General features: G+C 62.9%; 24 protein-coding genes, 1 tRNA gene and 1 pseudogene. 10 read left to right on the top strand and 16 right to left on the bottom strand.

Going from position 1 to position 25,338, the window contains the following annotated elements; translation table 11 throughout:
- Nucleotides 1–16 precede the first annotated feature (16 nt).
- Together ACE4QZ_RS20060 and ACE4QZ_RS20055 are read right to left on the bottom strand one after the other, a co-directional pair.
- Nucleotides 17–730 carry a lysophospholipid acyltransferase family protein gene (locus ACE4QZ_RS20060; RefSeq protein WP_021783099.1) on the bottom strand — a complete coding sequence of 238 codons (714 nt, stop codon included), beginning with the start codon at nucleotides 728–730 and terminating at the stop codon, nucleotides 17–19.
- Between the two features lie 199 nt (nucleotides 731–929).
- On the bottom strand, nucleotides 930–1,619 hold the full coding sequence (locus ACE4QZ_RS20055) for a crotonase/enoyl-CoA hydratase family protein (RefSeq protein WP_028698250.1): 690 nt from the start codon (nucleotides 1,617–1,619) through the stop codon (nucleotides 930–932).
- Nucleotides 1,620–1,817: 198 nt separating this feature from the next.
- Between ACE4QZ_RS20055 and ACE4QZ_RS20050 the strand changes: the two genes are divergently transcribed.
- Nucleotides 1,818–1,907, top strand: a tRNA-Ser gene (locus ACE4QZ_RS20050).
- Nucleotides 1,908–2,046: 139 nt separating this feature from the next.
- Here the strand turns inward: ACE4QZ_RS20050 and ACE4QZ_RS20045 are convergent.
- The 3 genes from ACE4QZ_RS20045 to ACE4QZ_RS20035 form a co-directional block, all read right to left on the bottom strand.
- Nucleotides 2,047–4,179, bottom strand: a complete 2,133-nt coding sequence (locus tag ACE4QZ_RS20045; RefSeq protein WP_410480155.1) for a TonB-dependent siderophore receptor — start codon at nucleotides 4,177–4,179, stop codon at nucleotides 2,047–2,049.
- A gap of 200 nt (nucleotides 4,180–4,379) precedes the next feature.
- The gene (locus ACE4QZ_RS20040) at nucleotides 4,380–4,760 is read right to left on the bottom strand and encodes a hypothetical protein (RefSeq protein ID WP_012053335.1); all 381 of its coding nucleotides are present in this window, start codon (nucleotides 4,758–4,760) and stop codon (nucleotides 4,380–4,382) included.
- Nucleotides 4,761–4,974: 214 nt separating this feature from the next.
- A complete protein-coding gene (locus ACE4QZ_RS20035; RefSeq protein ID WP_410480154.1) occupies nucleotides 4,975–6,162 on the bottom strand; it encodes an MFS transporter in 1,188 nt (395 codons plus the stop codon).
- Nucleotides 6,163–6,268: 106 nt separating this feature from the next.
- On the opposite strand from ACE4QZ_RS20035, the gene ACE4QZ_RS20030 reads away from it, so the two are divergent.
- Entirely contained in the window at nucleotides 6,269–7,153 is an 885-nt protein-coding gene (locus ACE4QZ_RS20030) for a LysR family transcriptional regulator (RefSeq protein ID WP_064490986.1), read from the top strand.
- Between the two features lie 39 nt (nucleotides 7,154–7,192).
- Here ACE4QZ_RS20030 and ACE4QZ_RS20025 read toward each other — a convergent pair whose 3' ends face one another.
- The gene (locus ACE4QZ_RS20025; protein ID WP_410480153.1) at nucleotides 7,193–7,942 is read right to left on the bottom strand and encodes a 3-oxoacyl-ACP reductase family protein; all 750 of its coding nucleotides are present in this window, start codon (nucleotides 7,940–7,942) and stop codon (nucleotides 7,193–7,195) included.
- 118 nt (nucleotides 7,943–8,060) lie between these two features.
- Between ACE4QZ_RS20025 and ACE4QZ_RS20020 the strand changes: the two genes are divergently transcribed.
- The gene (locus ACE4QZ_RS20020; protein WP_021783105.1) at nucleotides 8,061–8,999 is read left to right on the top strand and encodes a LysR family transcriptional regulator; all 939 of its coding nucleotides are present in this window, start codon (nucleotides 8,061–8,063) and stop codon (nucleotides 8,997–8,999) included.
- 114 nt (nucleotides 9,000–9,113) lie between these two features.
- Here ACE4QZ_RS20020 and ACE4QZ_RS20015 read toward each other — a convergent pair whose 3' ends face one another.
- Together ACE4QZ_RS20015 and ACE4QZ_RS20010 are read right to left on the bottom strand one after the other, a co-directional pair.
- Nucleotides 9,114–9,584, bottom strand: coding sequence for a transcription elongation factor GreAB (locus ACE4QZ_RS20015; RefSeq protein ID WP_410480152.1), 471 nt, complete (start codon nucleotides 9,582–9,584; stop codon nucleotides 9,114–9,116).
- A 2-nt stretch (nucleotides 9,585–9,586) separates the two neighbouring features.
- The gene (locus ACE4QZ_RS20010; protein ID WP_021783107.1) at nucleotides 9,587–9,985 is read right to left on the bottom strand and encodes a hypothetical protein; all 399 of its coding nucleotides are present in this window, start codon (nucleotides 9,983–9,985) and stop codon (nucleotides 9,587–9,589) included.
- 129 nt (nucleotides 9,986–10,114) lie between these two features.
- Between ACE4QZ_RS20010 and earP the strand changes: the two genes are divergently transcribed.
- Nucleotides 10,115–11,248 (top strand): elongation factor P maturation arginine rhamnosyltransferase EarP, encoded by a 1,134-nt coding sequence (gene earP / locus ACE4QZ_RS20005; protein WP_021783108.1) that lies wholly within the window; start codon nucleotides 10,115–10,117, stop codon nucleotides 11,246–11,248.
- Between the two features lie 48 nt (nucleotides 11,249–11,296).
- The gene (efp, locus tag ACE4QZ_RS20000) at nucleotides 11,297–11,866 is read left to right on the top strand and encodes an elongation factor P (RefSeq protein WP_003252871.1); all 570 of its coding nucleotides are present in this window, start codon (nucleotides 11,297–11,299) and stop codon (nucleotides 11,864–11,866) included.
- A gap of 224 nt (nucleotides 11,867–12,090) precedes the next feature.
- Here efp and ACE4QZ_RS19995 read toward each other — a convergent pair whose 3' ends face one another.
- The 3 genes from ACE4QZ_RS19995 to ACE4QZ_RS19985 all read right to left on the bottom strand — a co-directional run bounded on the left by ACE4QZ_RS19995 (nucleotide 12,091) and on the right by ACE4QZ_RS19985 (nucleotide 14,127).
- Nucleotides 12,091–12,519, bottom strand: coding sequence for an organic hydroperoxide resistance protein (locus tag ACE4QZ_RS19995; protein ID WP_021783109.1), 429 nt, complete (start codon nucleotides 12,517–12,519; stop codon nucleotides 12,091–12,093).
- A 140-nt stretch (nucleotides 12,520–12,659) separates the two neighbouring features.
- Entirely contained in the window at nucleotides 12,660–13,115 is a 456-nt protein-coding gene (locus ACE4QZ_RS19990) for a MarR family winged helix-turn-helix transcriptional regulator (RefSeq protein WP_010952890.1), read from the bottom strand.
- A gap of 58 nt (nucleotides 13,116–13,173) precedes the next feature.
- Nucleotides 13,174–14,127, bottom strand: coding sequence for a LysR family transcriptional regulator (locus tag ACE4QZ_RS19985; protein WP_021783110.1), 954 nt, complete (start codon nucleotides 14,125–14,127; stop codon nucleotides 13,174–13,176).
- Between the two features lie 113 nt (nucleotides 14,128–14,240).
- Here ACE4QZ_RS19985 and ACE4QZ_RS19980 point away from each other — a divergent pair, with 113 nt between their 5' ends.
- Entirely contained in the window at nucleotides 14,241–14,990 is a 750-nt protein-coding gene (locus ACE4QZ_RS19980) for a sulfite exporter TauE/SafE family protein (RefSeq protein ID WP_033730015.1), read from the top strand.
- Between the two features lie 28 nt (nucleotides 14,991–15,018).
- Here ACE4QZ_RS19980 and ACE4QZ_RS19975 read toward each other — a convergent pair whose 3' ends face one another.
- Nucleotides 15,019–15,870, bottom strand: coding sequence for a LysR substrate-binding domain-containing protein (locus tag ACE4QZ_RS19975; protein WP_031322250.1), 852 nt, complete (start codon nucleotides 15,868–15,870; stop codon nucleotides 15,019–15,021).
- 96 nt (nucleotides 15,871–15,966) lie between these two features.
- Between ACE4QZ_RS19975 and ACE4QZ_RS19970 the strand changes: the two genes are divergently transcribed.
- Nucleotides 15,967–16,185 carry a DUF1127 domain-containing protein gene (locus ACE4QZ_RS19970; RefSeq protein WP_021783113.1) on the top strand — a complete coding sequence of 73 codons (219 nt, stop codon included), beginning with the start codon at nucleotides 15,967–15,969 and terminating at the stop codon, nucleotides 16,183–16,185.
- Between the two features lie 304 nt (nucleotides 16,186–16,489).
- Here the strand turns inward: ACE4QZ_RS19970 and ACE4QZ_RS19965 are convergent, their stop codons facing one another.
- Nucleotides 16,490–17,836, bottom strand: a complete 1,347-nt coding sequence (locus tag ACE4QZ_RS19965; RefSeq protein WP_021783114.1) for a class II 3-deoxy-7-phosphoheptulonate synthase — start codon at nucleotides 17,834–17,836, stop codon at nucleotides 16,490–16,492.
- Between the two features lie 116 nt (nucleotides 17,837–17,952).
- On the opposite strand from ACE4QZ_RS19965, the gene ACE4QZ_RS19960 reads away from it, so the two are divergent.
- Complete coding sequence (locus ACE4QZ_RS19960) at nucleotides 17,953–18,708, top strand: spermidine synthase (RefSeq protein WP_021783115.1); 756 nt, start codon at nucleotides 17,953–17,955, stop codon at nucleotides 18,706–18,708.
- Between the two features lie 317 nt (nucleotides 18,709–19,025).
- A pseudogene (locus ACE4QZ_RS19955) lies at nucleotides 19,026–20,739 on the top strand (DEAD/DEAH box helicase).
- Nucleotides 20,740–20,880: 141 nt separating this feature from the next.
- On the opposite strand, the gene ACE4QZ_RS19950 reads toward ACE4QZ_RS19955, so the two are convergent.
- On the bottom strand, nucleotides 20,881–21,648 hold the full coding sequence (locus ACE4QZ_RS19950; RefSeq protein WP_084852253.1) for a DODA-type extradiol aromatic ring-opening family dioxygenase: 768 nt from the start codon (nucleotides 21,646–21,648) through the stop codon (nucleotides 20,881–20,883).
- Nucleotides 21,649–21,749: 101 nt separating this feature from the next.
- On the opposite strand from ACE4QZ_RS19950, the gene ACE4QZ_RS19945 reads away from it, so the two are divergent.
- Complete coding sequence (locus tag ACE4QZ_RS19945) at nucleotides 21,750–22,400, top strand: thiopurine S-methyltransferase (RefSeq protein ID WP_004575938.1); 651 nt, start codon at nucleotides 21,750–21,752, stop codon at nucleotides 22,398–22,400.
- Between the two features lie 159 nt (nucleotides 22,401–22,559).
- On the opposite strand, the gene htpX is transcribed toward ACE4QZ_RS19945, so the two are convergent.
- Entirely contained in the window at nucleotides 22,560–23,447 is an 888-nt protein-coding gene (gene htpX / locus ACE4QZ_RS19940; protein ID WP_004575939.1) for a protease HtpX, read from the bottom strand.
- Nucleotides 23,448–23,974: 527 nt separating this feature from the next.
- Nucleotides 23,975–25,186 (bottom strand): pyridoxal phosphate-dependent aminotransferase, encoded by a 1,212-nt coding sequence (locus tag ACE4QZ_RS19935; protein WP_003247100.1) that lies wholly within the window; start codon nucleotides 25,184–25,186, stop codon nucleotides 23,975–23,977.
- Between the last annotated feature and the right edge of the window lie 152 nt (nucleotides 25,187–25,338).

Here is a 25,338-nt window from a genome sequence, read left to right as displayed (position 1 = left end):
GCCAGAGCAACCCGGATCAGGCCAGTTCTTTTTCCATGCGGTCAATGCACTGCTGCATTTGCCCCCGGCACTGCTCGATCAGCGCTGGCAGATCCTGCGGCGTCATGCCCGTCGTGGCAATGGGCGGCAGCGAGCGCACTATCACCGTGCGCTGACGCCAGCTGTTCAGGCTCAGGCGCCTGGCATAGCGGCTGACGCAGACCGGCACGATCGGCACACCGGCTTCGATCGCCATATGAAATGCGCCTTTCTTGAACGCCAGCAAATGCTCGCCGGCATTGCGGGTGCCTTCGGGGAAAATCCAGATCGAGGTGTCGTCCTGCAGAACCCGGGTGGTCTTCTGTATGGCCTTGCGCGCCTGATAGGCATTCTTGCGGTCGACCAGCACGTTGCCCCCCAGCCAGAACAATTGGCCGAACAGCGGGATCCAGCCCAGGCTCTTCTTGCCGATGGCGACGGTGCGTTGTGGCACCACTTGGCCCAGCACGAACAGGTCGAAGTTGGACTGGTGGTTGGCCACGATCACACAGCCGGGCGGGTGGTCCCACAATGGGCCGACTTCGGCCTTGACCTTGATGCGCATCAGCCAGGTGGCCGGCAAGCTGTAGAGCCGGGCGAAAACGCGGCTGTTGTCAGGGTTGAAGGGGCGGCACAGGCCAATGATCAGGCCCACGACGCCAACGGCAAGAAAATGCAGCCCCAGCAGGAACATACGCAATGAATAAAGCATGGTACGACTCACACCAGACAGTCGCCGGGCAGTGTACGGGTGTGCACTGGTTGGGGCAAACCTTGGTGCAGGCCTGTTCCGGCCCTTTCGCGGGCAAGCCCGCTCCTGCACAGGTTGCGTATGCCCGTTGAATTACGGATTTCCCCGCGTAGAGGGCGGATGTGCAGGCGCGGGCTTGGCCGCGAAAGGGGCCGTGCCGCTAGCCCATATGCTGCTGGTCCAACTCGATCGCCTTGTCCAGCGCCTCCAGCAGCCCTTTACGCACTTTCAGCTTGGTGTTCTTGTGCGCCAGCATGTTCAGCTTCTTCAGCTCCCGCGCCGCGGTCATTGCCGCTTCCTGCAACTGCTCGGCCGGCACGACCTTGTCGAGGAAGCCGGCATCCACTGCACCCTGCGGGTCAAACACTTCGGCGTTGATCACCGAGCGGTGGAAGGCCGAGCGTCGCAGGCGGTCGCGGGCCAGTTCAATACCGGCGTGGTGCATGGTCATGCCGATTTGCACTTCGTTCAGGCATACCTTGTACGGCCCTTCGACACCAATGCGGTAGTCGGCCGACAGCAGCAGGAAAGCGCCCTTGGCCACGGCATTGCCGGGGCAGGCGACCACCACCGGGAACGGGTGCGACAGCAGCCGGCGGGCGAGGGTGGAACCGGCGGTGACTAGGCTGATGGCCTCTTTGGGGCCGCTGGTCATCACCTTGAGGTCGTAACCGCCCGACAGAATGCCCGGCTGCCCGGTGATGATCACTACTGCACGCTCCTCGGTAGCGCGGTCCAGCGCTGCATTGAAGGCAGTGATGACGTCCGGCGAGATGGCATTGACCTTGCCGTTGTTCAGGGTAAGGGTGGCGATGCCGTCTTCGGCGTGGTAGGTAATCAGCTCGCTCATGGCAGAGTCCTTTTGTTGGCGTGGCGACGACGTTACCCAGCGTCAGGGGCGAGGTAAAGCAGCAAGGCTGACTGGTCGGTCAGCGCTCACGGCAGCCCAAGTGCAAATACATGAAAAAATTGAAAAAAATGCTTGCCAAAGGGAAAGTCTTTCACTAAATTAGCGCACCTCGACGGGCCGCAAGGCTTGAAGAGAAACGGTGAAGTGTCCGAGTGGTCGAAGGAGCACGCCTGGAAAGTGTGTATACGAGAAATCGTATCAAGGGTTCAAATCCCTTCTTCACCGCCACATTCTACGAAGAGCCCCCGCGCTGAAAAGCACGGGGGCTTTTTGTCTTCAGGGCCATTGGGGCTGCTTCGCAGCCCATCGCGACACAAGGCCGCTCCCACAGGCGTACCCGATTCCCTGTGGGGGCGGCCCCGGTAATCTAGAAGCTGATCGAAGCCGAAAGCCGAGCGGTACGCGGTGCCCCCTGGAACAGGTAGTTGTCCCCCAGGTAATCGCCCACATCGCGCCAGTAACGCTTGTCGAACACATTATCCACCGTCAGCCGCAGCACCGTGTCATACCCGCCGACCCGCGTACGGTAACGGCTACCCAGATCGAACACGGTGTACCCGCCAACCTCCACATTGCCCGCCTGGCTCGCATACTTGCTGGCGCTGTAGCGCGCCCCACCCAGCAGCGCCAGGCCCGTTACTGGCAGGCTGTATTCGGCATGCAACGCCGCGCGGAACCGGGGAACGTTGATTGCCTGGTGGCCTTCGTAGTCATCGGTACCGCTGTTCTGCACCCGCGCCCGGATGGCTGCCGCACTGGCCTGTACCTGCAGCTTCGGGGTCACCCAGCCGCTGGCGCCCAGTTCCAGGCCGGTATTTTTCTGCTGGCCTTGCTGCACGTAGGTGAAGTTGCCGGTGCCGTCCGGGCGCGCGTACTGGTAAGCCTGGCGGATCTGGAACAGGGCGGCACTCAGGCTCAGGCCTTGCCAGTCGTGCTTGAGGCCAAGTTCAAGTTGGCGGGAGGTGGTGGGTGCAAGGATCTCGAATCTGTTCTCAGTGGAAAATGGTGCGGTACCGCCTGCAGACAGCCCTTTGGCGTAGCTCGCATATACAGTGGTGTTCGGCTGCAGCTTATAGATAACTGCAGCATTGGGCAGCAGCTCGTATTGGCGGGTATGGCGCCCGGCTATGCCGTTCTCGTCCCAGGTCTTTTCATCCAGGCGCACTTCACGGGCACCCAGCACGGTCTGCCATTTCTCGTTGAAGCTGATTCGATCGCTGACGAACAAGCCGTACTGACGGCTGTCCAGTCGGCGCTCGCTGGCGCCTACGGGTTTGTCGGACGGGTCGAATGCAGGGGCGCCGGTGTTGATGTTGCCGGTGCCGACCCATTCCATATAGCTGGGGCGCTGATCCAGTGTGCGTCGCTGCGCACTGGTACCCACGGTCAGCTCGTGCCCTACGCCCAGCGCATCGAAGTGCCCGTTGAGCATGGCCTGTGCCTCGTCGGTACGACGGGTATCGTCGGGGCTGCGAAAGTCATAGATGTCGTAGTCACCATTGCTGCCGAAAAACGCCCCCTCGCTCGAACCCCAGGCAAACGCGCTGTAGTCGTCGATCACCACTTTGCTGCGGGAGGCGCTCAAGGTACCGGTCCAGGTATCGTTGAAGCGGTATTCGAAGCGCCCGCCCAGGTTCAGCGAGTCGTTCTGCACGGGCTTTGCCCAATGCTGGTAGGCCAGGCGGTCTTTCGGGTCGATGCCGTGGGGCACTTCAGTGCCTCCGAGCAGCTGGTAACCCGGCACCGACGCCTGTTCGCGGTGCTGGTACTCGGCATCCAGCTGCAGCGTGGCATCCGGGTTGATCTGCCAGTCGAACGCCAGCGAGGCGAAGTCGCGCTTGCCGTCAGCGTGGTCGACGTAGGCGCGGATGTCTTCATGGGCCAGATTGGCGCGCAGGCCGAACTGCTTTTCGCTGCCGAACCAGCCGCCAAGGTCGGTGGCCAGATAGCGTTCGCCCTGTTCGTTGGTCGAAACCGTGACGCTGCGTATGTCTTCGGCGCGCTTGGTCACATAGTTGATCAAGCCGCCCGGCTCCGACATACCGCTCTGCAGCCCGGACAGGCCCTTGAGCAATTCCACCTGCTGCTTGTTCTCCAGGGCTACGTTCTGCTCTCCGGCAATGGTCTGGCCATTGATGCGATAGCTACTGGCGGCGTTCAGCTCGAAGCCGCGCACATTGAAGTTTTCGTAGTAGCCGATGGGGGCATAGCTTTCGCCGACCGAGGCATCGCTTTGCAACACTTCGCTAAGCGTGCGGACCTGGCGGTCTTCCAGTAGCTGCTGGCTGAACACGCTGACAGAGGCGGGGGTGTCGAGCAGCGGCGCGGGCTGGAAACCGCCCACAGCCGCCTGGCGTGCCTGGTAGCCATCACTGGCGAAGGTGTCGGAGACCTGCAAGGGGGCAAGCACCACGCTGTCTTCGGCAAGCACAGGCGGGCACTGCAGGGCCAGGCTCAGGCTGAGCAGGCTCAGGGGCAGGCGGGGGTGATGCGGGGGCATGCGGTGGGGCTCCTGGATGCGCGATACCTGTACTGGCCCTTTCGCGGGTAAACCCGCTCCTACACCGGGTGGTGATACACCGGTTGGTGATATCCCTGTAGGAGCGGGTTTACCCGCGAAGAGGCCGGTAGAGGCCATGAAAAAGGCGGCATCTTACCAGCCGCCTTCTGCATAAAACGATCCAGACCCGGCGTATTCAGTCAGCCTGTCCTGATCGGCCGCTTGTGCTGCCGCCAGTTATCGTCGATCTTCGACCAGGTCTTGCCATCGGTAATGGCCATCAGCTTGCGTCCATCCTTGAATGTGGCCAGGAAGGTGGCTTCTTCTTCCTTGCCGCCCAGCCACAGCCCGGCCAGCAGCCCCACTGGCCCTGCCACCAGGGCGCCGGCCACGCCCCAGCCCAAGGCGCTGCCCAGGCTGCGGTTGGTTTCCAGGCTGGCCAGCCGCAAGTCGCTGATGCGTGCCAGGGAAATCCGTTCACCGGGTGAGGGGCTGCGCGCGGTCTTGAGTGTGAGCGATCCATTGCGATACTCGCCTTCACCTTGCAAGAAGTCGCCGGATTGCACCGTGAGTCTTGTCATAAAGTCATCCTGTCAGGGAAAGGGCATTTTCCAGCGCTTACTGAGCGCTGCCCCGGCAAGCAAGTCAACGGCATTGCGACGGAGGGTAGTGCGGTACTTTGTCGCCGTGGCCAATGGCCTCTTCGCGGGCACGCCAGCAGGTGTATCACTGCCCTGAGGTTTGTGAGGCACCTGTGGGAGCGGGCGTGCCCGCGAAGAATCCAGTGGTCATTTATCAGGCCACCTGCAAGGTGTTCTTGCGCTTACGCTCGGCCAGGCCCCACACCAGCAATCCCAGCCCGCCAGTCACCAGCCCAGCCACCACAATCCCCATCCAGCCCTGGCGCTGGAACAGCTGTGTGCCCAGCAACGACCCAAGCGCCCCGCCAATGAAGTAGCAGGTGATATAACCGGCATTCAGCCGCGTACGTGCCTCCGGCCGCAGGGCGATCACCGCGTTCTGGTTGCTCACATGCACCAGCTGTACCGCCAGGTCGAGCATCAGCACGCCCAGCAGCAAGGCGAGCAGCGACTGTTCGGCAAACCCCAGCGGCACCCACGACAGCAGCAACACCACCAGGCCCACGGTGGTGCCCAGCGACCCCTTGCCACGGTCCGCCAGGCGTCCGGCCCAGTTGGCCGACAACGCACCCGCCGCACCGGCCAGGCCGAACAGGCCGATCACCGCATCCGAATAGTGATAGGGGCCTTTCGCCAGCAGAAACGCCAGGGGTGTCCAGAACAGGGCGAACAGGCTGAATGCCAACAGACCGAGCAGCGAGCGCAGGCGCAGCACGGGTTCTTCGATGAACAGGCGGAACACGGAGCCGATCAGTGCAGGGTATTTCAGCCCGGCGTGGCTGTGGTGCTGCGGCAGGCTGCGATATAGCGCCAGCGCGGTAAGTGCCATCAGCACGGCGGCCAGCACGTAGATACTGCGCCAGCCACCCAGCTCGGCCATGAAGCCGGCAGCAGTACGCGCCAGCAGGATGCCCAGCAGCAGGCCGCTCATCAGCGTGCCGATCGCGCGCCCGCGCTGATGCGGCTCGCTCAGGGTCGCTGCCATCGGCACGAGGATCTGTGCCACCACCGAGAACAGCCCGGTCAGCGCCGTGCCGAGCAGCAGCCAGGGCAGGCTGGGTGCACAGGCGCTGATGACCAGGCCCAGGGTGGAGACAACGGTCATCACGGTAATCAGCCGGCGCTGCTCGAACAGGTCGCCCAGCGGTGCCAGCAGCAACAGGCCGGCGCCATAGCTGAGCTGCGCGGCAATCACGATGCTGCCGGCACTGGCGGTGCTCAAGCCAAATTGCTGGGCGATGCTGTGCAACAGCGGTTGGGCGTAGTAGTTGCTGGCCACGGCCAGGCCTGTGGCGGTAGCCATCAGCAGGATCAGGGCGCGGCTGAGAGTGGGGGTGTGCATGCAATACTCGTGGGGGCAGTCGTGTGTGGTGATGATTATCAGCAAGTGTCAGGCATGACACCAATGTATAGTTTTCAACCTATTCATCTTGAAAGCAGATAGATCGATGAACCTCAAGCAGCTCGAATATGCCCTTGCCGTGGCCGACACCGGCAGTTTTACCCGTGCGGCGGAGCGCTGCCATGTGGTGCAGTCGGCCCTTAGCCATCAAGTGGCGCGGCTGGAGGCGCAGCTGGGGGTGAGCCTGTTCGAGCGTAGTTCGCGGCGGGTACGCCTGACCCCTGCGGGGGAAGCCTTTGTGCTCAGCGCGCGGCCCGCGGTGGAAGCGGCCCGGCGCATTGCCGATGACGTGGCGGCGGCCTGCGGCCAGGTGCGCGGGCGGCTGGCGATTGGTGAAATCAGCTCGCTCACCGCGCTGGATCTGGTCGACCTGTTGGCGGTGTTCCACGGTCGTTATCCGGATGTGGATGTGCGCTGGCTCACGGCCAAGAGCGAATTGCTGATCGCTGACGTACTCGAGCGGCGCCTGGACGTCGGCTTTATCGGGCTTTGGCAGGGCGAAGTAGTGCAGGGGGTGCAGCATCGGTTGCTGGCCCGGGAAGAACTGGTGGCGGTGTTGCCGTTGGGGCATCGCCTGGCGGGCAGGGCACAGCTGGCGCTGGCTGACCTGGCAGGCGAAGTGTTGGTGGACTTCCCCGAAGGCACCGGGGCGCGACGACAGACCGACGAGGCGTTTCAGGCAGTGGGGTTGCAGCGTCGGGTGCAGTTCGAGATAGGGCATGTTCGTCTGGTGGAGAAATTCGTGCAGCGGGGCATGGCCGTTGGCCTGGTGCCTGAGCGGGTAGCTCAGGGCATCGAAGGGGTGGCAGTGGCGCGGTTGGTGGATGCGCCGGTGCGGCACTTGTATGCGGTGTGGTCGTCCAGCCCCACACCGGCTGCCCGGGCTTTTCTGGACGTGATGGAACAGTGCCTGGGGGCAAAGAAAGGCTAAGCCTGTGCCGGCGCTGTCGCGGCACAGGCAACCTTTCAATCAGGCTGCAAACCCACCGTCCACCGTCAGGCTGGTCCCGGTGATATACCCGGCTTCAGGCCCTGCCAGGTAAGCCACGAAGCTGGCAATCTCCTCCGGTTCGCCATACCGCCCAATGGCCATTAGCGGAATCAGGCTCTCGGCGAACTCGCCACTGGCCGGGTTCATGTCGGTGTCCACCGGCCCGGGCTGCACGTTGTTCACGGTAATGCCCTGCGGCCCGAGGTCGCGTGCCATGCCGCGGGTCAGGCCAACCAGTGCCGACTTGCTCATGGCGTACGGTGCACCGCCGGCAAACGGCATGCGCTCGGCGTTGGTGCTGCCAATGTTGATGATACGACCTCCCTGGCCCATGTAGCGTGCCGCGGCCTGGCTGGCGACGAATACGCTGCGTACGTTTACGGCCAGCATGTGATCGAAGTCGGCCAGGTCGAACTCGGTCACCGGGGCCACTGCCAGCACACCGGCGTTGTTGACCAGGATATCCAGCCGGCCCAAGGCCTTCACGGTGTCATCCACCGCCAGCTGCACGGCCGCGGCATCAGCGCTGTCAGCCCGCAGGGCCAAGGCTTTGCCGCCGTTTTCGGTAATTTCCCGGGCCAGTTCTTCGGCCGGGCCGGCAGAGCTGACATAGGTGAAGGCCACTTGCGCGCCTTCGCGGGCCAGGCGCCTTACGATAGCTGCGCCAATGCCTCGGGAACCGCCCTGAACCAGGGCCACTTTGCCTTCGAGTGTAAGTTGCTTGGACATGCTGTTCTCCTGCTGGAAGCCAGGCCGAAATGCCTTGGATGGGCACAGTATCGGCGCTCGATTGCCTACTGATAAGATGGTAATCACTATCAGCAGAGTAAACCTTTGGTTGCTAATCATGGCCATGGAATCATTCAGCGCGTTGGAATGCTTTATCCGCAGTGCCGAGGTTGGCAGTTTTGCCGAAGCCGCCAGGCGCCTGAGCCTTACCCCGGCTGCTGTGGGCAAGCACGTTGCGCAGCTGGAAGCGCGCCTGGGTGTGCGGTTGTTCCAGCGTAGTACCCGCAAGCTGACCTTGACCGAAGCGGGGCAGCGTTTTCTCGGCGAGGTCAGTGACAGCTTTCGCACCATTCAGTACGCCGTGGCCAACCTGGCCAGTGCCGAAGGCCAGCCAGCCGGGTCGTTACGGGTGAGCATGGGCACGGTGTTCGGGCGTTTGTATGTGCTGCCGTTGCTGGGGGAGTTCTTGCGCCGCTACCCGGCGATTACCCCGGATTGGCATTTCGACAACCGCCAGGTCGACCTGATCGGCCAGGGCTTCGATGCTGCGATTGGCGGTGGCTTCGAACTGCCGCCGGGGGTGGTGGCGCGCAAGCTGACCCCGGCGCACCGGGTGTTGGTGGCGGCGCCGGCCTATCTGCAGCAGCACGCGCCGATAGAAGACCCGCAGGTGCTGCAACGCCATGAAGGTATCCTGGTCCGGTCACCGCAGACCGGTCGGGTGCGCTCGTGGCCGCTGACCAGCCGTTGGCAGGTGCAGCAGCCACTGCAATTGCGCCAGGCGATGACCATGAGCGATTCGGACGCGGCATGCGCGGTGGCCGAGCAGGGGCTGGGCATTGCCCTGGTGAGCCTGCCGTTTGCCGTGCCCTACCTGCTGGCCGGGCGGCTGCTGCGGGTGTTGCCGGACTGGTATGTGGACGATGGGCATATCAGCCTGTATTTCGCCGAGCACAAGCTGTTGCCGGGCAAGACCCGGGCGTTCGTCGATTTTGTGGTGGAGCAGTTTGCCGAGCAGGGGCTGGCGGGGCGGTTCGATGCCTTGCAGGCCCTTTAGAGAATTATTGCCTGTGCCGGCCCTTTCGCAGGCCCGCCCGCTCCCACAGGGATATCACAGCCCTGAAGACAGTGGGCCCCTTGTGGGAGCGGGCGGGCCCGCGAAGAGGCCGGTTCAGACAACATCGACAATGAACGATACCTGCGCCCCCAGGCTCACCTCGTCATCCACCCGCTTGCCCAGCAACAGCTGCCCCAGCGGCGAACGCGGAGTAATCACCGTCACCAGCCCGTCCCCCTCGCCAATCTTCAGCCCCGCTGCCTCAGGCCCCAGAAACAGCCGACGGTGCCCGCCCTCTTCTTCTTCCAGGGTCACCAGGTTGCTTACCTGCACACCGCGCGCCGTGTCGTAGTCACGCAGCAGCAACTGCTGGTAGATCACCAGCGCCTGGCGGATCTCGGCACTGCGGCGGGCCTGGCCGGTGGCCAGGTACGAGGCCTCCAGGCCCAGCGTGTCATACTTGTTCTCGGCAATGTTCTCTTCGGCGGTGGCGGCCTCGTAGGCGGTTTGCGCCGCGCGGGTCAGCACGTCCAGGTCATGCTCGAGGGTGGCGACAATCAGCGCCAGCAGGTGGGGCTTGTCCATGGTCAGTAACAGAACTCCAGCACGTTGGCCTGGCTTTTTTCGGTGGGCGCGGTACGGTTTTGCTGTAGCCAGAACTGGCACTTGGGGCTGTTGAGGTTGCGCGGATTGCCCTGTGCGGCATCGGCGGCCTGTTGCAGCTCCTGTTTGTGCAGGATGTCCTTGTAGCGTTCGAACATCTCGGCCTGGCCATCCTGGGCAGTGGTCGGCGCGGGTGTTGCAGCGGGTCGGTAGGCGTGGGGGGCCACAACCTGGGCCAGAGGTTGCACCTGCTGTGGCCACAACTGCTGGGCCAGCCACAGGCTCACGGCAATGGCCATGGCGCCCAGCCATAGGCCCAAGGCTACGCACATGATCAACGGCAACGGCTTGAGGGTGATCTTCAGTTCACGGTGGCGCGGCATGTCAGCCTCCTGGCAGCGTGGTAGGGGGGCATTGTCGCATGCGCTTGGGCATTTTTCTGCGCAGGTGCTTTTGTCAGCGCCAATTTATGCGCAGAATTCGCGGTTTTTGCACCAGCACGGGAGGGGCGCATGAAAGCCACCTGGGACATCTTCTGCAGCGTCGTCGACAACTACGGCGATATCGGCGTGACCTGGCGCCTGGCCCGGCAGTTGGTGGCCGAGCACGGCCTGGCGGTGCGCCTGTGGGTGGATGACCTCAACGCTTTCACGCCTATGTGCCCTGGCGCCGATGCCACGGCGGCGCAACAGTGGCAGCACGGTGTGGATGTGCGTCACTGGCCGGCAGCGTGGTTGCCGGTGGCCCCCGCCGATGTGGTGATCGGCGCGTTCGCCTGCCAGTTGCCGGCGGCGTATGTCGAGGCCATGCGTGCCCGTCCGCAGCCGCCGCTCTGGCTCAACCTCGAGTACCTGAGTGCCGAGGACTGGGTAGAGGGTTGCCATGGGTTGCCTTCGCCGCAGCCCAACGGTTTGCGCAAGGTTTTTTTCTTCCCGGGCTTTACCGACAAAACGGGCGGTTTGCTGCGCGAGGGTTCGCTGCTGGCCCGGCGTGATGCGTTCCAGCAGTCGGCGGATGCGCGCCGTGCCTTCTTGCTGGGGCTTGGTGTAGACCCTGTGCCGGGTGCGCTGCTGATCTCGCTGTTCGCCTATGAAAACCCACAGCTGGGCAACTGGCTTGATGCCTTGGCCACGGCTGACCAGGCCTGCCACCTGTTGGTCCCGCAGGGGCGCATCGTCGCGGGGCTCAGCCAGTGGCTGGGCGAGGGGCCGCTGCACGTGGGTGATGTGCGCACGCGTGGGGCGCTGACCGTTCAGGTGCTGCCATTCGTCAGCCAGGACGACTTCGACCGGCTGTTATGGAGCTGCGATTTCAATGCCGTGCGTGGCGAAGACTCGTTCGTGCGTGCGCAGTGGGCGGGGCAGCCGATGCTGTGGCACATCTATGTGCAGGACGAGAATGCCCATTGGGAAAAACTCGAAGCGTTCCTCGCGCATTATCGCTGCGGCCTGTCAGACGAAGCCGATGCAGCCCTGCTGGGCCTGTGGCGTGCCTGGAACATGGATTTCGACATGGGCCAGGCCTGGCGGGCGGCCCGCCAGCATTGGCCGGAACTGCAGCAGCATGCCCGCCGTTGGGGGGCGCGACAGGCCGCTCAGCCGGACCTTGCCGAAGCGCTAGTACACTTTTACCGAAATTCGCTATGATACGCGGCCTCGATTTTTATAAATCCATCCAGATTCGGATACTTCGTAATGAAAACTGGTAAAGAACTGAAACCCGGTACCGTACTGCGGATCGACAACGACCCGTGGCTGGTTCAAAAAGCTGAGTTCACCAAGTCGGGCCGTAACAGCGCGATCATGAAGACCAAGCTGAAGAACCTGCTGACCGGCTACAAGACCGAAACCGTATACGGTGCGGACGACAAGCTGGACGACGTGATCCTGGATCGCAAAGAAGCGACCCTGTCGTTCATCAATGGTGACGAGTACACCTTCATGGACACCACCGACTACACCATGTACGAGCTGAACGCCGAAGACATCGAAGCCGTTCTGCCGTACATCGAAGAAGGCATGGAAGACGTCTGCGAAGCCGTGTTCTTCGAAGGCCGTCTGGTGTCGGTTGAACTGCCGACCACCATCAGCCGTAAAGTTGTCTACACCGAGAACGCTGCTCGCGGTGACACCTCCGGCAAAGTCATGAAGCCTGCCAAGCTGGCGAACGGTACCGAGATCTCGGTTGCCGACTTCATCCAGATCGACGAGTGGATCGACATCGACACTCGCGACAACAGCTTCAAAGGCCGCTCCAAGAAGTAATGCTTCTTGCGAGACGCAAAAAACCCGGCGCAAGCCGGGTTTTTTTATGCCTGTGTGCTCGTGCTTTTGTGGGTGCAACTGTCGTGCTCAATGTCTAAAAGCTGGCGCAGATCCGTGTGGGAGCGGGCTTGCCCGCGAACACGGGCGAAGCCTGTGCCATCCACCGCGGTGTTTTCTTCACGGGTAAACCCGCTCCTACAGGGCATTGCGCAAGCCTTTGCGCCTTAGACGGTTACGTGCAGGCGCACATCCACATTACCGCGGGTGGCATTGGAGTACGGGCACACCTGATGCGCCTTTTCCACCAGCCCTTCGGCATCGGCCTGGGCCAGGCCCGGCAGGTTGATGTGCAGGTCGATGTCCAGGCCGAAACCGCCCGGGATCTGGCCGATGCCCACCTTGGCGGTGATCGAGGTATCTGCCGGCAGGGCTTTCTTCTCTTGCCCGGCCACGAATTTCAAGGCGCCGATGAAGCAGGCCGAGTAACCGGCGGCGAACATCTGCTCGGGGTTGGTGCCGTCACCGCCCGCGCCGCCCAGTTCCTTGGGGGTGCTCAGGCTGACGACGAGCTTGCCGTCGCTGGAGCGGGATTTGCCGTCGCGCCCACCGGTGGAGGTAGCTTCTGCGATGTACAGCGGAGTGACCTTTTGCATCTTGAGCCTCGCTAATGTGCTGTGCACTCCCGTTTGCAGGAGGGCGGGGGTTGGTGTGGGATTTAAATTAGCGCGCAATTAGTTAGCGCGCAAGATAAATCATCGCCGTTCATCGGAACGGCCATTTCACAGCATAGCGCTCAGAGGTTTTTCTGCAGGTTTTCGCGCAGGTTCAGCAGGTCGGCTTGCAGTTGCTGCAGCTGCTCCAGGCTGCGCCCGCTGGCCTTGAGAATGCACGGCGGCACCTCTTTGGCCTGCTGTTGCAGGGCGCGGCCCTTGTCGGTCAGTTGCACCATCACTACCCGTTCATCTTCGCGGCTGCGGTTGCGCTGCAACAGGCCTTCGCTTTCCAGGCGTTTGAGCAGCGGGGTCAGCGAGCCTGGGTCGGTCAGCAGGTGCTGGCTGATTTCGCCCACGGTCAGTCCGTCACGCTCCCAGAGCACCAGCATGGCAAGGTATTGCGGGTAGGTCAGGCCCAGCGCCTGCAGCAGCGGCTTGTAGACCTTGGTCATCAGCAACGAGGTGGAGTGCAGGGCAAAACAGACCTGGTTGTCCAGCAGCAGCTCGTCACAGGAGGCTTGGGTGTCGGCGTTCATGCAGGTCCTTGAAAGTGATCAATGGAAAATTCTGGCACGCTGATCATCAGTGCGCGAGTTAATCGCGCAGTTCACTGCGCAAGGCCAGGTCCCAGGGTGGTATCGGGCTGAATCGGCTCTTGAGGAATTCGAGCAGCAAACGGCTGCGAGAGTTCGTTTCATGTGCCAGGCGTAACGCGTAAATGCCACTGGTCTCGGCTTCAGGCAAACCGCCGTCGCAGAACAACGGGATAAGCTCGCCGCGTAGCAGGTATTCACTGCTCAGCCAGGTGGGCAGGTGGGCTATCCCCAGGCCGGCGAGGGCGCCGAACAGCAGGGTTTCGGCATTGTTGGCGGCCATGCGCATGCGCGCGGGGCGGTACAGGCGGGTTTGCCCGGCCACACTGAAGCGCCAGGCGAACGGCGGCGCCAGGCCATCCCAGTCCAGCCCGTCATGCCCGGGCAGTTCGCTGGGGCAGGTGGGGATGCCGCGGCTGGCCAGGTAGGCGGGGCTGGCGCAGGCGATGCGCACCATGTAGGCGAGCGGCGTGGCGACCAGACGGGTGTCGGCCAAAGGGCCGGCGCGCAACACCAGGTCGACCTCGCCCAGGTGGCTGCCATGCAGGTCGACGAAGCTGTCGATCAACCGCAGTTGCACGTCCAGGCCCGGGTAGGCCACCAGGAAGTCGGCAATGGCCGGGGCCAGGTGGCGGCGGCCAAACGCGGCAGGTGCGTCGATGCGGATCAGGCCTTCCGGGGCATTGCTCAGTGACACCGCTTCGGCCCGGGCCAGGCGCAACTCCTCGATGATGCGCCTGGCCCGCTCGGCAAAGGCGTTGCCTGCAGGCGTGGCCCGCACCGCGTGGGTGCTGCGGGTGAACAGGCGGCTGCCGACGGCGCTTTCCAGGTTGTCGATGCGCCGTGCTACCGCAGACGGGGTCAGCGGGTGGCGACGGGCGGCGGCAGAAAAGCTGCCGGTTTCCAGCACATCAAGGAACAGGCTCAATTGGTCGGTCAGGGTATCGGGGCTCATGGCTGCCTTGCTTTTGCGAAAAACGCACAGCCATTGTGCGCTGCTGTGCGTTTCCCCGCCAGCGCACACTCGTTAGCATGCTCGCTTTATTGGTACAGGCGGACGAGGCCCTGATGATCGAGTGGTTGTTGTATATCGTGTTGGGCGCTGCCCTGGGCACCATGGGGGGCTTGTTTGGCATTGGTGGCGGGCTGATCGCGATTCCGGCGTTGGGTGTGCTGTTTGGCCTGGACCAGCAGTTGGCGCAGGGGACCGCGTTGGTGATGGTGGTGCCGAACGTGCTGCTGGCGTTGTGGCGTTATCACCAGCGCAACCGTATTGCGTTGCGCCATGCGTTGCCGCTGTCGGTATGCAGCTTCTTGTTCGCCTGGCTGGGGTCGATCTGGGCGGTGGGGCTTGATGCGCACTCCATGCGCCTGGGTTTTGTCGGCTTTTTGGTAGCCTTGGCAGTGTGGAACGTGGTGCGGATGTTCATGAAGGTGTCGTCGCCGAGTGCCGAGCTGCGTCATGCCTGGCCGTGGCTGGGTGTGCTGGGCAGCTTTGCCGGCACCATGGGCGGCTTGTTCGGCGTGGGTGGGGCCGTGGTGGCCACGCCGATCCTGACCAGTGTGTTTGGCGCTACTCAGGTGGTGGCGCAGGGGTTGTCACTGGCGCTGGCGGCGCCGAGTACCTTGGTCACGCTGGTGACCTATGGCGTGCACCATAGCGTTGACTGGGGGGTTGGGATTCCCTTGGCGGTGGGTGGCTTGCTGAGCATCAGCTGGGGCGTGAAGCTGGCCCACGCGTTGCCGGAGAAGGTACTGCGGGCGATGTTCTGTGTGTTCCTGGTGGTCTGTGCGGTGATGCTGGGGTTTGAGCTTTGAGATTGTGGGGCCGTTTTTCGGCCCCCGATCACTTGAAACCCTCAACGATGTAGTCGGCCATGCAGTCGGTGATTGGCGAGGGGGATTGCGTACTGCGCACCAGCATCACATTGGCCATCGGCAACTGCGGTAGCCCTTCGCTTTCACCCAGTATGCGGATGTTGCCCCCGATCAGGCTCTGCAGCTGCGCGGTCACTGCCAGCCCGGCGGTGACGATGGCAAAGATCGCTGCCAGGCTCGGGCTGGTGTAGGCAATACGGTAATCGATGCCCTGTGCCTCCAGCGCATTGCAGGTCCAGGCGCGACAGAAGCAGTCGGTGTTGAACAGCGCCACCGGCATCGGCCGCTGTTCGTGCGGGCAAAAGCCTTCTGCCGCGGCCCACACCAGGCGTTCCTGGCGCAGCAACTGGCCAATCTCGTTGCCGGGCTCGCGGGTGACGATGGTCAGGTCCAGATCCTGGCGCAGCATCAAGTGCTTGGACGAATCGCAATGCACTTCCACCTGCACCAGCGGGTAGGCCTGGGCAAAGCTCGACAGGATGGTCGGCAGGAAGCGCATGGCGTAGTCGTCCGGTGTGCCGATGCGCACCAGGCCAACCATGTGCGGCATGCGCAGGGTGTTGAACACTTCGCCATGCAACTTGAGAATGCGTCGGGCATACCCCAGCAGGACCTGACCTTCGGCGGTCAGCCGCACCTGACGGCCATCACGTTCGAAGAGCTGGCGCTGCAGAACGTCTTCTTCCAGGCGTTTCATCTGCATACTGACTGCTGACTGGGTGCGGTTGACCACTTCGCCTGCTCGGGTAAAGCCGCCTTGCTCGGCAATGGCTACGAAGGTGCGCAGGACGTCCGCGTCGAGGCTTTGGTACTGGGACATTGCATCAATCTCCGAGATGCATCGCATCAGAAACATTCGTTGGATTGATCTTATGCCTGGCGTGAGACTGAGGCCATCAACACGGAGGGCTTCACGATGAAAGGTCATGTCAGCAGCATCCAGCAACCAGCCTTTTCCCTGAGCTACCTGTGGCACGCGGCTCTGCAGCGCCCGGCGCGTTGGCTGGAGCTGTACCGTCAGCGTCAGGAGTTGGCCAGTCTCAGTGATGCAACCTTGCACGATCTGGGGTTGAGTCGGGCGGATATCCATCAAGAGGCCGAGCGGCATTTCTGGGATGATCCACTGAGGAAGTGAGTTGGGTCCAAGCGCCTGGCTTCAGCTTTTCAGCGTCCGGGAGATCGAGCGCCGCCCGCGCGGCGCATCGCGAGCAAAGCTCGCTCCTACATCTGTTTCGGGCCAATTTTTCCTGTGGCATTTGTGCGCGAACGCCTTGGGCGCATGGCGCGACATCACGTCGAACTAACAAGGCGGTCGCGCGCGCCTGTCACAGGCGTAACTGGCCCGAAACAAATGTAGGAGCGAGCTTTGCTCGCGATGCGCCGCGCGGGCGGCGCTCGATCTCCCAGGCGCTACAAAACTCAAGGCATGCGCCCCAGCCTCACCGCCGCACCTGCTTGAGGGTTTCGGCAATCAGGAACGCCAACTCCAGCGACTGATCGGCATTCATCCGCGGATCACAATGGGTGTGATACCGGTCCGACAACGCATCCTCGGTGATCGGCCGGGCACCGCCAATGCATTCGGTGACGTTCTGCCCAGTCATCTCAATATGGATACCGCCAGCATGGCTGCCCTCGGCCTGGTGTACCTGGAAGAACTGCTTAACCTCATCCAGAATCTGCGCAAAATCGCGGGTCTTGTAACCGCTGCTGGCCTTGATGGTGTTGCCGTGCATCGGGTCGGAGCTCCACAACACCTTGCGCCCCTCGCGCTCGACAGTGCGGATCAGCCCCGGCAAGTGGTCGCCAACCTTGCTCGCGCCCATGCGCACGATCAGGTTCAGACGCCCCGGGTCGTTGGACGGATTGAGCGTGTCGATCAGGCGGATCAGCTCTTCGGGGTTCATGCTCGGGCCAACCTTGACCCCGATGGGGTTGTGCACGCCACGCAGGAACTCGACATGGGCGCCATCGAGCTGGCGGGTGCGGTCGCCGATCCACAGCATGTGCGCCGAGCAATCGTAGTAGTCGCCGGTCAGGCTGTCCTGGCGCACGAAGGCTTCTTCATAGTTCAACAGCAGCGCCTCGTGGGCCGTGAAGAAGCTGGTTTCGCGCAGTTGCGGCGCACTGTCCAGGCCACAGGCACGCATGAACGCCAGGGTTTCATCGATGCGATTGGCCAACTGGTGGTACTTGTCGGCCAGCGCCGAGTTGGCGATGAAGTCCAGGTTCCACTTGTGCACCTGGTGCAGGTCGGCAAACCCGCCCTGGGCGAACGCGCGCAGCAGGTTGAGGCTGGCGGTGGCCTGGTGGTAGGCCTGCAGCAGGCGCTCCGGGTCCGGAATACGGCTTTTGGCGTCGAAACTGATGCCGTTGACGATGTCGCCGCGGTAGGCGGGGAGGGTGACGTCGCCGATGGTTTCATCGCCAGATGAGCGCGGTTTGGCGAACTGCCCGGCCATACGCCCCACTTTCACCACCGGGCAGCCGGCGGCAAAGGTCATGACAATCGCCATTTGCAGCAACACCTTGAAGGTGTCGCGGATTTTTGCAGCCGAGAACTCGGCGAAGCTCTCGGCGCAATCGCCGCCCTGAAGCAGGAAGGCACGGCCTTCAGTGACTTCGGCAAACTGCCGGCGCAGCTCGCGCGCCTCACCCGCGAACACCAGCGGCGGGTAGCTGGCCAGGGTCTGTTCAACCTTCAGCAGGTGCGCGGCATCGGGGTAGGTCGGTTGCTGCTGGATCGGCAGGGCGCGCCAGCTGTCGGGGCTCCACGGTTGGTTCATCTTGGGCTCGGTCTTGTCGGTTGTAGGCTATGGGCCATGGTAACAGTTGGCGCTGCGCTTGTTGCATCAAGGGTGTTGGCGGACAATGCGCGTTTTTGCGCAGGCGGGTGGTGGACATGACGGCGGAACGGCAAGAGCGGCTGCTGGCACGGGTGGAAGATGCGTTTGGCGTCATCAGCGTGTACGAAGTAGACGACTACCGCTTTCTGGAATTCGGCGATGCGATCGAGCAAAGCTGCGTGTTCACCGCCGACCCCAGCTGGCTGGAGTACGACTACACCCGCGCCATGCTGGTGGGGGCGCTGTGCCACGAACTGCCTGAGAGTGCACTGTTTCTGGGCCTGGGCGCCGGCACGCTGACCCAGGCCTGCATGAAGTTCCTGCCGCTGGAAGACATCGAGGCCATCGAGCTGCGCCCGGATGTGCCGCGCCTGGCCATGGATTACCTGGGCCTGGACGACGACCCGCGGCTGTATGTGCGCATCGGCGATGCCCTGGAGCTATTGCCCACGGCAGAGAAGGCCGACCTGCTGTTCGTTGACTTGTACACCGATCATGGCCCTGGGGTCGGGCACCTGGCGTGGAACTTTCTGGAGAACTGCCAGCAACACCTGAACCCAGGCGGCTGGTTGGTGATCAACCAGTGGGCCACCGATGATGGCAGGCCGCTGGGCGCGGCGTTGTTGCGCGGGTTGTACCATCGGCATTACTGGGAGCTGCCTGTGAAGGAGGGCAATGTGATTCTGCTGGTGCCGGCAGACCTTGAGCAGTCGCTGGACCTGGACGGTTTGAGAGCCCGGGCCGAGGCGCTGGCGCCGCGTTTGGGGTACAGCCTCGATGGGCTGATCCGCGAGATTCGGCCGGCTACCTGAATGGCTGACGCGCGCCGACACCGAGCAAGTAAGGCTTCAGGGGATTATCGATTCAGCCTGTCGTGCGCGATGGCCCGATACTGGCCCTGCCCCCATGAAAATTTTCCTCACGTACGCGACTATTTCAGGTATAGTACGCGCCGGTCTTTTAGCGGACCTCAAAATCAGGTGGTGCAAATCCTCCGAGTCCAGCTTCGGCTGCGCGTCCGCTAGGCGGACCTTCCCAAGTTTTCTTTTTCAATCGTTTTCGCAAATCCCCGCCGCCAAAGCTGCCTGGGTGACCTTACGGTCTTTCAAGGCATGTGCAGCTTTGGAGCATGGGTCTTTGCGGATGCACCTAGAGGCAGACCCATGACCCAGGAAACCGGCGGCTTCGCCGCTCTCGATCTTAATCCGAACATTGTTGCTGCCGTTGTGGCTACCGGCTACGAAGAGCCGTCCGCCATTCAGCAACAATCGATCCCGATCATCCTCGCCGGTCACGACATGATCGGCCAGGCGCAGACTGGCACCGGCAAAACCGCTGCCTTCGCCCTGCCGATCCTGAACAAGATCGATGTGAGCAAGCGCGAACCGCAAGCCCTGATCCTGGCGCCAACCCGTGAGTTGGCGCTGCAAGTTGCTACCGCTTTCGAAACCTACGCCAAGCAGATGCCGGGCGTGAACGTTGTCGCCGTCTACGGTGGTGCCCCGATGGGCCCACAGCTGCGTGCGATCCGCAACGGCGCGCAAATCGTCGTGGCCACCCCGGGCCGTCTGTGCGACCACCTGCGTCGTGACGAAAAAGTCTTGTCGACCGTACAGTACCTGGTACTGGACGAAGCCGACGAGATGCTGAAGCTGGGCTTCATGGACGACCTCGAAGTGATCTTCGACGCAATCCCGGCTACCCGTCAGACCGTACTGTTCTCCGCAACCCTGCCGTCGTCGATCCGTTCGATCGCCGAGCGCCACCTGCGCGAACCCAAGCACGTCAAGATCCAGACCAAGACCCAGACCGTTACCGCGATCGAGCAGGCCCACCTGATGGTCCACGCGGACCAGAAGATCCCGGCTGTGCTGCGTCTGCTGGAAGTGGAAGAGTTCGACGCGCTGATCGCCTTCGTGCGTACCAAGCAAGCCACCCTGGACCTGGCCGCCGCGCTGGAAGCCAAGGGCTACAAGGCTGCTGCGCTGAACGGCGACATCGCCCAGAACCAGCGTGAGCGCGTGATCGACTCGCTCAAGGATGGCCGCCTGGACATCGTCGTCGCCACCGACGTCGCTGCCCGTGGCCTGGACGTACCGCGCATCACTCACGTATTCAACGTTGACATGCCGTACGACCCGGAGTCCTACGTACACCGAATCGGCCGTACTGGCCGTGCCGGTCGCGATGGCCGTGCACTGTTGCTGGTTACCCCGCGTGAGCGCCGCATGCTGCAGGTGATCGAGCGTGTTACCGGGCAGAAGGTTGCCGAAGCGCGCCTGCCGAATGCCCAGGCCGTGCTGGATGCCCGCATCAAGAAGCTGACCTCGAGCCTGGCGCCGCTGGTAGCCGAAGCAGAAGCCACCCACGGCGAACTGTTCGACCGCCTGACCACCGACCTGGGTTGCAGCGCGCGTGCCTTGGCTTCGGCCCTGCTGCGCAAGGCCACCAATGGCCAGGCGCTGGACCTGGCGGCGGTAGAGCGCGAGCAGCCGCTGGTGCCGAGCTTCGCCCCGCGTGGTGAGCGTACCGAGCGCGGTGAGCGTGGCGAGCGCCCTGACCGTGGTGATCGTGAGCGCCGTGCGCCGCTGCCGTTGGCCGAAGGCCGCGTGCGTTGCCGTACCGCCCTGGGTGCCCGTGATGGCATCGCTGCCAAGAACCTGCTGGGGGCGATCCTCAACGAAGGTGGCCTGGCGCGTGACGCTATCGGCCGCATCCAGGTGCGCGACAGCTTCAGCCTGGTCGAGCTGCCGGAAGACGGCCTCGAGAAGCTGCTGTCCAAGCTCAAGGACACCCGCGTGGCTGGCAAGCAGCTGAAGCTGCGTCGCTACCGCGAGGATTGATCCTGGCGTAACGAAAAAATCCCCGGCTTAGGTCGGGGATTTTTTTTGCCTTTACCGGCCCTTTCGCGGGCAAGCCCGCTCCTACAGGTACCCCACAGATTTCAGTACCTGTAGGAGCGGGCTTGCCCGCGAAGAGGCCCTTCAGTCGAACCGATAGATGTCCATCCCCAGCGCGCCCAGGGTAAACCCCTGATGCACCACGCCGAACTTGCTCCCGGCCCCGAGGGCAAAGAACAGCGGCAGCAAATGCTCGTCACTGGGATGGTTGCGCAGCGCAAACGGTGCCTGCTGCCGGTAATCTAGCAACGCCGCCTGGTCATCCTCCTGCAGCCGGTCTACCACCCAATCCCTGAACGCCAGGGCCCATTGCTCAATCACATCCGGCCCTGCATGCCAGTCCAGCTCACCCAGGTTGTGGGTAATGCTGCCCGAACCTATCAGCAGTACATCCTCGGCACGCAACCCTGCCAGTGCCTGGCCCACTTTTAGCTGCAGCGCCGGCCCTATGTGGCTGGGCAGTGAAACCTGCACCACGGGAATGCTCGCATCCGGGTACATCAGCGACAGTGGCACCCAGGCGCCATGGTCGAATGGGCGCTGCATGTCCAGCCGCGCGGGTAGCCCCGCAGCCTTCAACCGCTCACTGACCTGGCCAGCAAGCCCGGGCTCGCCCGGCGCCGGGTACTGCACCGCATACAGGGCCGGTGGGAAGCCGTAGAAGTCATGCCAGGTTTCGGGCTGTGCGCTGGCGGTGACCAGCAGCTCGCGGCTTTCCCAGTGCGCCGACACCACCACGATCGCTTTCGGCCGGGGCAGGGCGTTGGCCAACCCGGACAGTGCCGGCCCGCTGGCGCCGGGTTGCAGGGCAAGCATGGGGGAACCATGGGAAATGAACAGGCTGGGCAGCATGGCGGGGTCCTGAAGGTTAAGATGCAACCATCTTCGATTAACTACAGATCGAAATCCAAACCAAGTTTTACCGACAAATCATCTAAAAATCGGGAGTAATCATGGAACCAGCGTTCTGGCAGCAGCGGTGGGCCGATAACCAGATCGGCTTTCACCAGGCGCAGGTGAACCCCTATCTGCAGACGTATTGGCCGCAGTTGCAGTTGGCGCCCGGCAGCAGGGTGCTGGTGCCGTTGTGTGGCAAGAGCCTTGACCTGGCCTGGCTGGCAGGGCAGGGCCATCGCGTATTGGGTGTGGAGCTGTCGCGGCGGGCGGTGGAGGATTTTTTCCGTGAGCACGGGCTTGAGGCCGAGGTGCGGCAGCAGGGCGCATTCGAGGTTTGGCGCAGTGGAGATGTGCAGCTGTGGTGTGGCGACTTTTTTGCCTTGCGGGCAGAGGATGTGGCTGACTGCGTGGGGCTGTATGACCGGGCGGCGGTGATTGCGCTGCCGGTGCAGATGCGTGCGCGGTATATGCAGCTGTTGTCGGGGTTGCTGCCGACAAGCTGCCGGGGGTTGGTGGTGACGCTGGAGTATGACCAGTCATTGTTGGCCGGGCCGCCGTTTTCGGTCAGGGATGAAGAGCTGAGGCAGGGGTTTGCGGGGTGGCAGGTGGAGCAACTGGAGGCTGTGGAGGTGATTGAGGAGAGCCCGAAGTTTGTGCAGGCCGGGGCGTCGAGTTTGTTGGAGCGGGTGTACCGGCTCAGCCGGTAAGCAGGTAGGGCAGGCTGCCCCGGCCCATGTGGGAGCGGGCGGCGCGTTAGATGGCACCGGCTTTGCCGGTGTTCGCGGGCGCGCCCGCTCCCACAGAAGCTGCGTAAGGCCGGGAATAAAAAAGGGCGACCGAAGTCGCCCTTTGTTTTCTCAGGTGGATCAGCCGCGGCGGCGCAGGGCCTCAATGCGTTCTTCCAGCGGCGGGTGGCTCATCAGCAACCCTGCCAGGCCGTGCTTGAGGCCGCCATTGATGCCGAAAGCCTTCATGGTGTCAGGCATGTGCACTGGCAGGCCTTGTTCCACGCGCAGGCGCTGCAGGGCGCCGATCATTGCCGCAGTACCGGCCAGTTGCGCACCGGCTTCGTCTGCGCGGAATTCGCGGCGGCGCGAGAACCACATCACGATCATGCTGGCCAGGATGCCAAGGATCAGCTCGGCAACGATGGTTGCTACATAGTAGGCAATGCCTTGGCCCTCTTCGTTCTTGAAGATCACCTTGTCGACAAAGTTGCCGATGATGCGGGCAAAGAACATCACGAAGGTGTTCACCACGCCCTGCACCAGCGCCAGGGTGACCATGTCGCCGTTGGCAACGTGGCCGATTTCGTGGGCCAGTACCGCACGCACTTCATCGGGCGAGAAGCGCTCCAGCAGGCCCTGGGACACCGCGACCAGCGCGTCGTTGCGGTTCCAGCCGGTGGCGAAGGCGTTGGCCTCGTAAGCCGGGAAGATACCCACTTCAGGCATTTTGATGCCCGCTTCGCGGGACAGCTCTTCGACCGTTTGCAGCAGCCACTGCTCGTGGCGGGTGCGCGGCTGGCTGATGATCTGGGTGCCGGTGGTCATCTTCGCCATCCACTTGGAGATGAACAGCGAGACGAGGGAGCCGGCAAAGCCGAACACGGCGCAGAACACCAGCAGGCTGCTGAGGTTCAGGTCGACCCCGTTGGCGGCCATGAACCCGTTGAAACCGAACAGGCTCAGGGTAATGCTTGCAACCAGCACCACCGCGAGGTTGGTGGCTACAAACAACAGAATGCGCATCATGGTTGTTACGTTCTCCTGACGGATGAGTTGTCGCTTACTGCGGGGTATATAAGGGGCCTGCCGCGCCGATTCAATCGGGGGACTATTTCAAACTGTGTACGGCGGAGTATGGCAGAGGATGGCTCGGGGGCTGTGGGATAGAGCGTTGCAGGATGTAAGAAACCTTCGGCTTGGGGGCTGCGTCAAGGGCGCTGGGTGTTTGCCGCAAGTGGGGTGGCGCCTGTGAGATCGAGCGCCGCCCGCGCGGCGCATCGCGAGCAAGCTCGCTCCTACATTTGTTTCGGGCCAATTATGCCTGTGGGATTTGCGCGCGAACGCCTTGGTGCATGACGCGATATCGTGTGGTACGGGCCAGGCGGTCGCGCGCGCCTGTCACAGGCGTAACTGGCCCGAAACAAATGTAGGAGCGAGCTTGCTCGCGATGCGCCGCGCGGGCGGCGCTCGATCTACGCCCCACCATCAATCTTTCGTCGAACCCCTCGTCGCCCCCTCCCGGCGCCCCCCCCTCCCGGCGCCCCCATCGAACCCTACTGCGAATACCCCTTCAGGAAATTGCCGATCCGGCCAATTGCCGCTTCCAGGTCATCCACCCGCGGCAAGGTCACCACGCGGAAGTGGTCCGGCCACGGCCAGTTGAACGCCGTCCCCTGTACGATCAGCAGTTTCTCCGACAGCAGCAGGTCAAGGGCGAACTTCTCGTCGTTGAGAATCGGGCAAACCTTCGGGTCGATCCGCGGGAACGCATACAGCGCCCCCATCGGCTTCACGCAGCTGACCCCGGGGATATCGTTGAGCAGTTCGTAGGTGCGGTTGCGCTGCTCCAGCAGGCGCCCCGGTGGCAGCACCAGGTCGTTGATGCTCTGGTATCCGCCCAGCGCGGTCTGGATGGCATGCTGGGCCGGCACGTTGGCGCACAGGCGCATGTTGGCCAGCATGTCGATGCCTTCGATGTAGCTGTGTGCGTGGTGCTTGGGCCCGGAGATGATCAGCCAGCCAGAGCGGAAGCCCGCCACCCGGTACGACTTGGACAAGCCGTTGAAGGTCAGGCACAGCAGGTCCGGGGCCAGCGAGGCGGTGCTGATGTGCACAGCTTCATCGTACAGGATCTTGTCGTAGATCTCGTCTGAGAACACCACCAGGTTGTGCTGGCGGGCCAGCTCCAGCATGCCCAGCAGCAGCTCTTTGGAATAGACGGCGCCGGTCGGGTTGTTCGGGTTGATGATCACCAGCGCCTTGGTGTTCGGGGTGATCTTCGCCTTGATGTCCTCAAGGTCGGGGAACCAGTCGGCCTGCTCGTCGCACAGGTAGTGCACCGGCTTGCCGCCGGCCAGGCTCACGGCGGCTGTCCACAGCGGGTAGTCGGGGGCCGGGATCAGAACTTCGTCGCCGTTGTTGAGCAGTGCCTGCATCGACATGACGATCAGCTCGGACACACCATTACCCAGGTAGATGTCCTCGATGGTGACGCCTTCGATTTCTTTCTGCTGGCAGTACTGCATCACCGCCTTGCGCGCGCTGAACAGGCCTTTGGAGTCGCTGTAGCCCTGTGCGGTGGGCAGGTTGCGGATCACATCCTGAAGGATTTCATCAGGCGCCTCGAAGCCAAACGGCGCCGGGTTGCCGATGTTCAGCTTGAGGATGCGGTGGCCTTCCTCCTCCAGGCGTTTGGCGTGCTTGAGCACTGGGCCGCGAATGTCGTAGCAGACATTGGCGAGCTTGTTCGATTTGCTGAACTGCATGATGGGATCCCGATTGAGAAAACGCGCTACGCCCCGCCGAAAGGTTTGAAAGGGCAGGAAGCGGGTGCCAGACTGAACGCCTGGCACACGAAGCCAACTAATATACGTGCCACCCGCGCCCCGGAAAAGACGGTGTGGGGTGAAATTCAGCC

The organism is Pseudomonas sp. DCA-1, from assembly GCF_046523955.1.
GTDB classification, from domain to species: Bacteria; Pseudomonadota; Gammaproteobacteria; order Pseudomonadales; family Pseudomonadaceae; genus Aquipseudomonas; species Aquipseudomonas putida_Y.
This window is presented reverse-complemented; position numbering and strand designations above follow the sequence as displayed.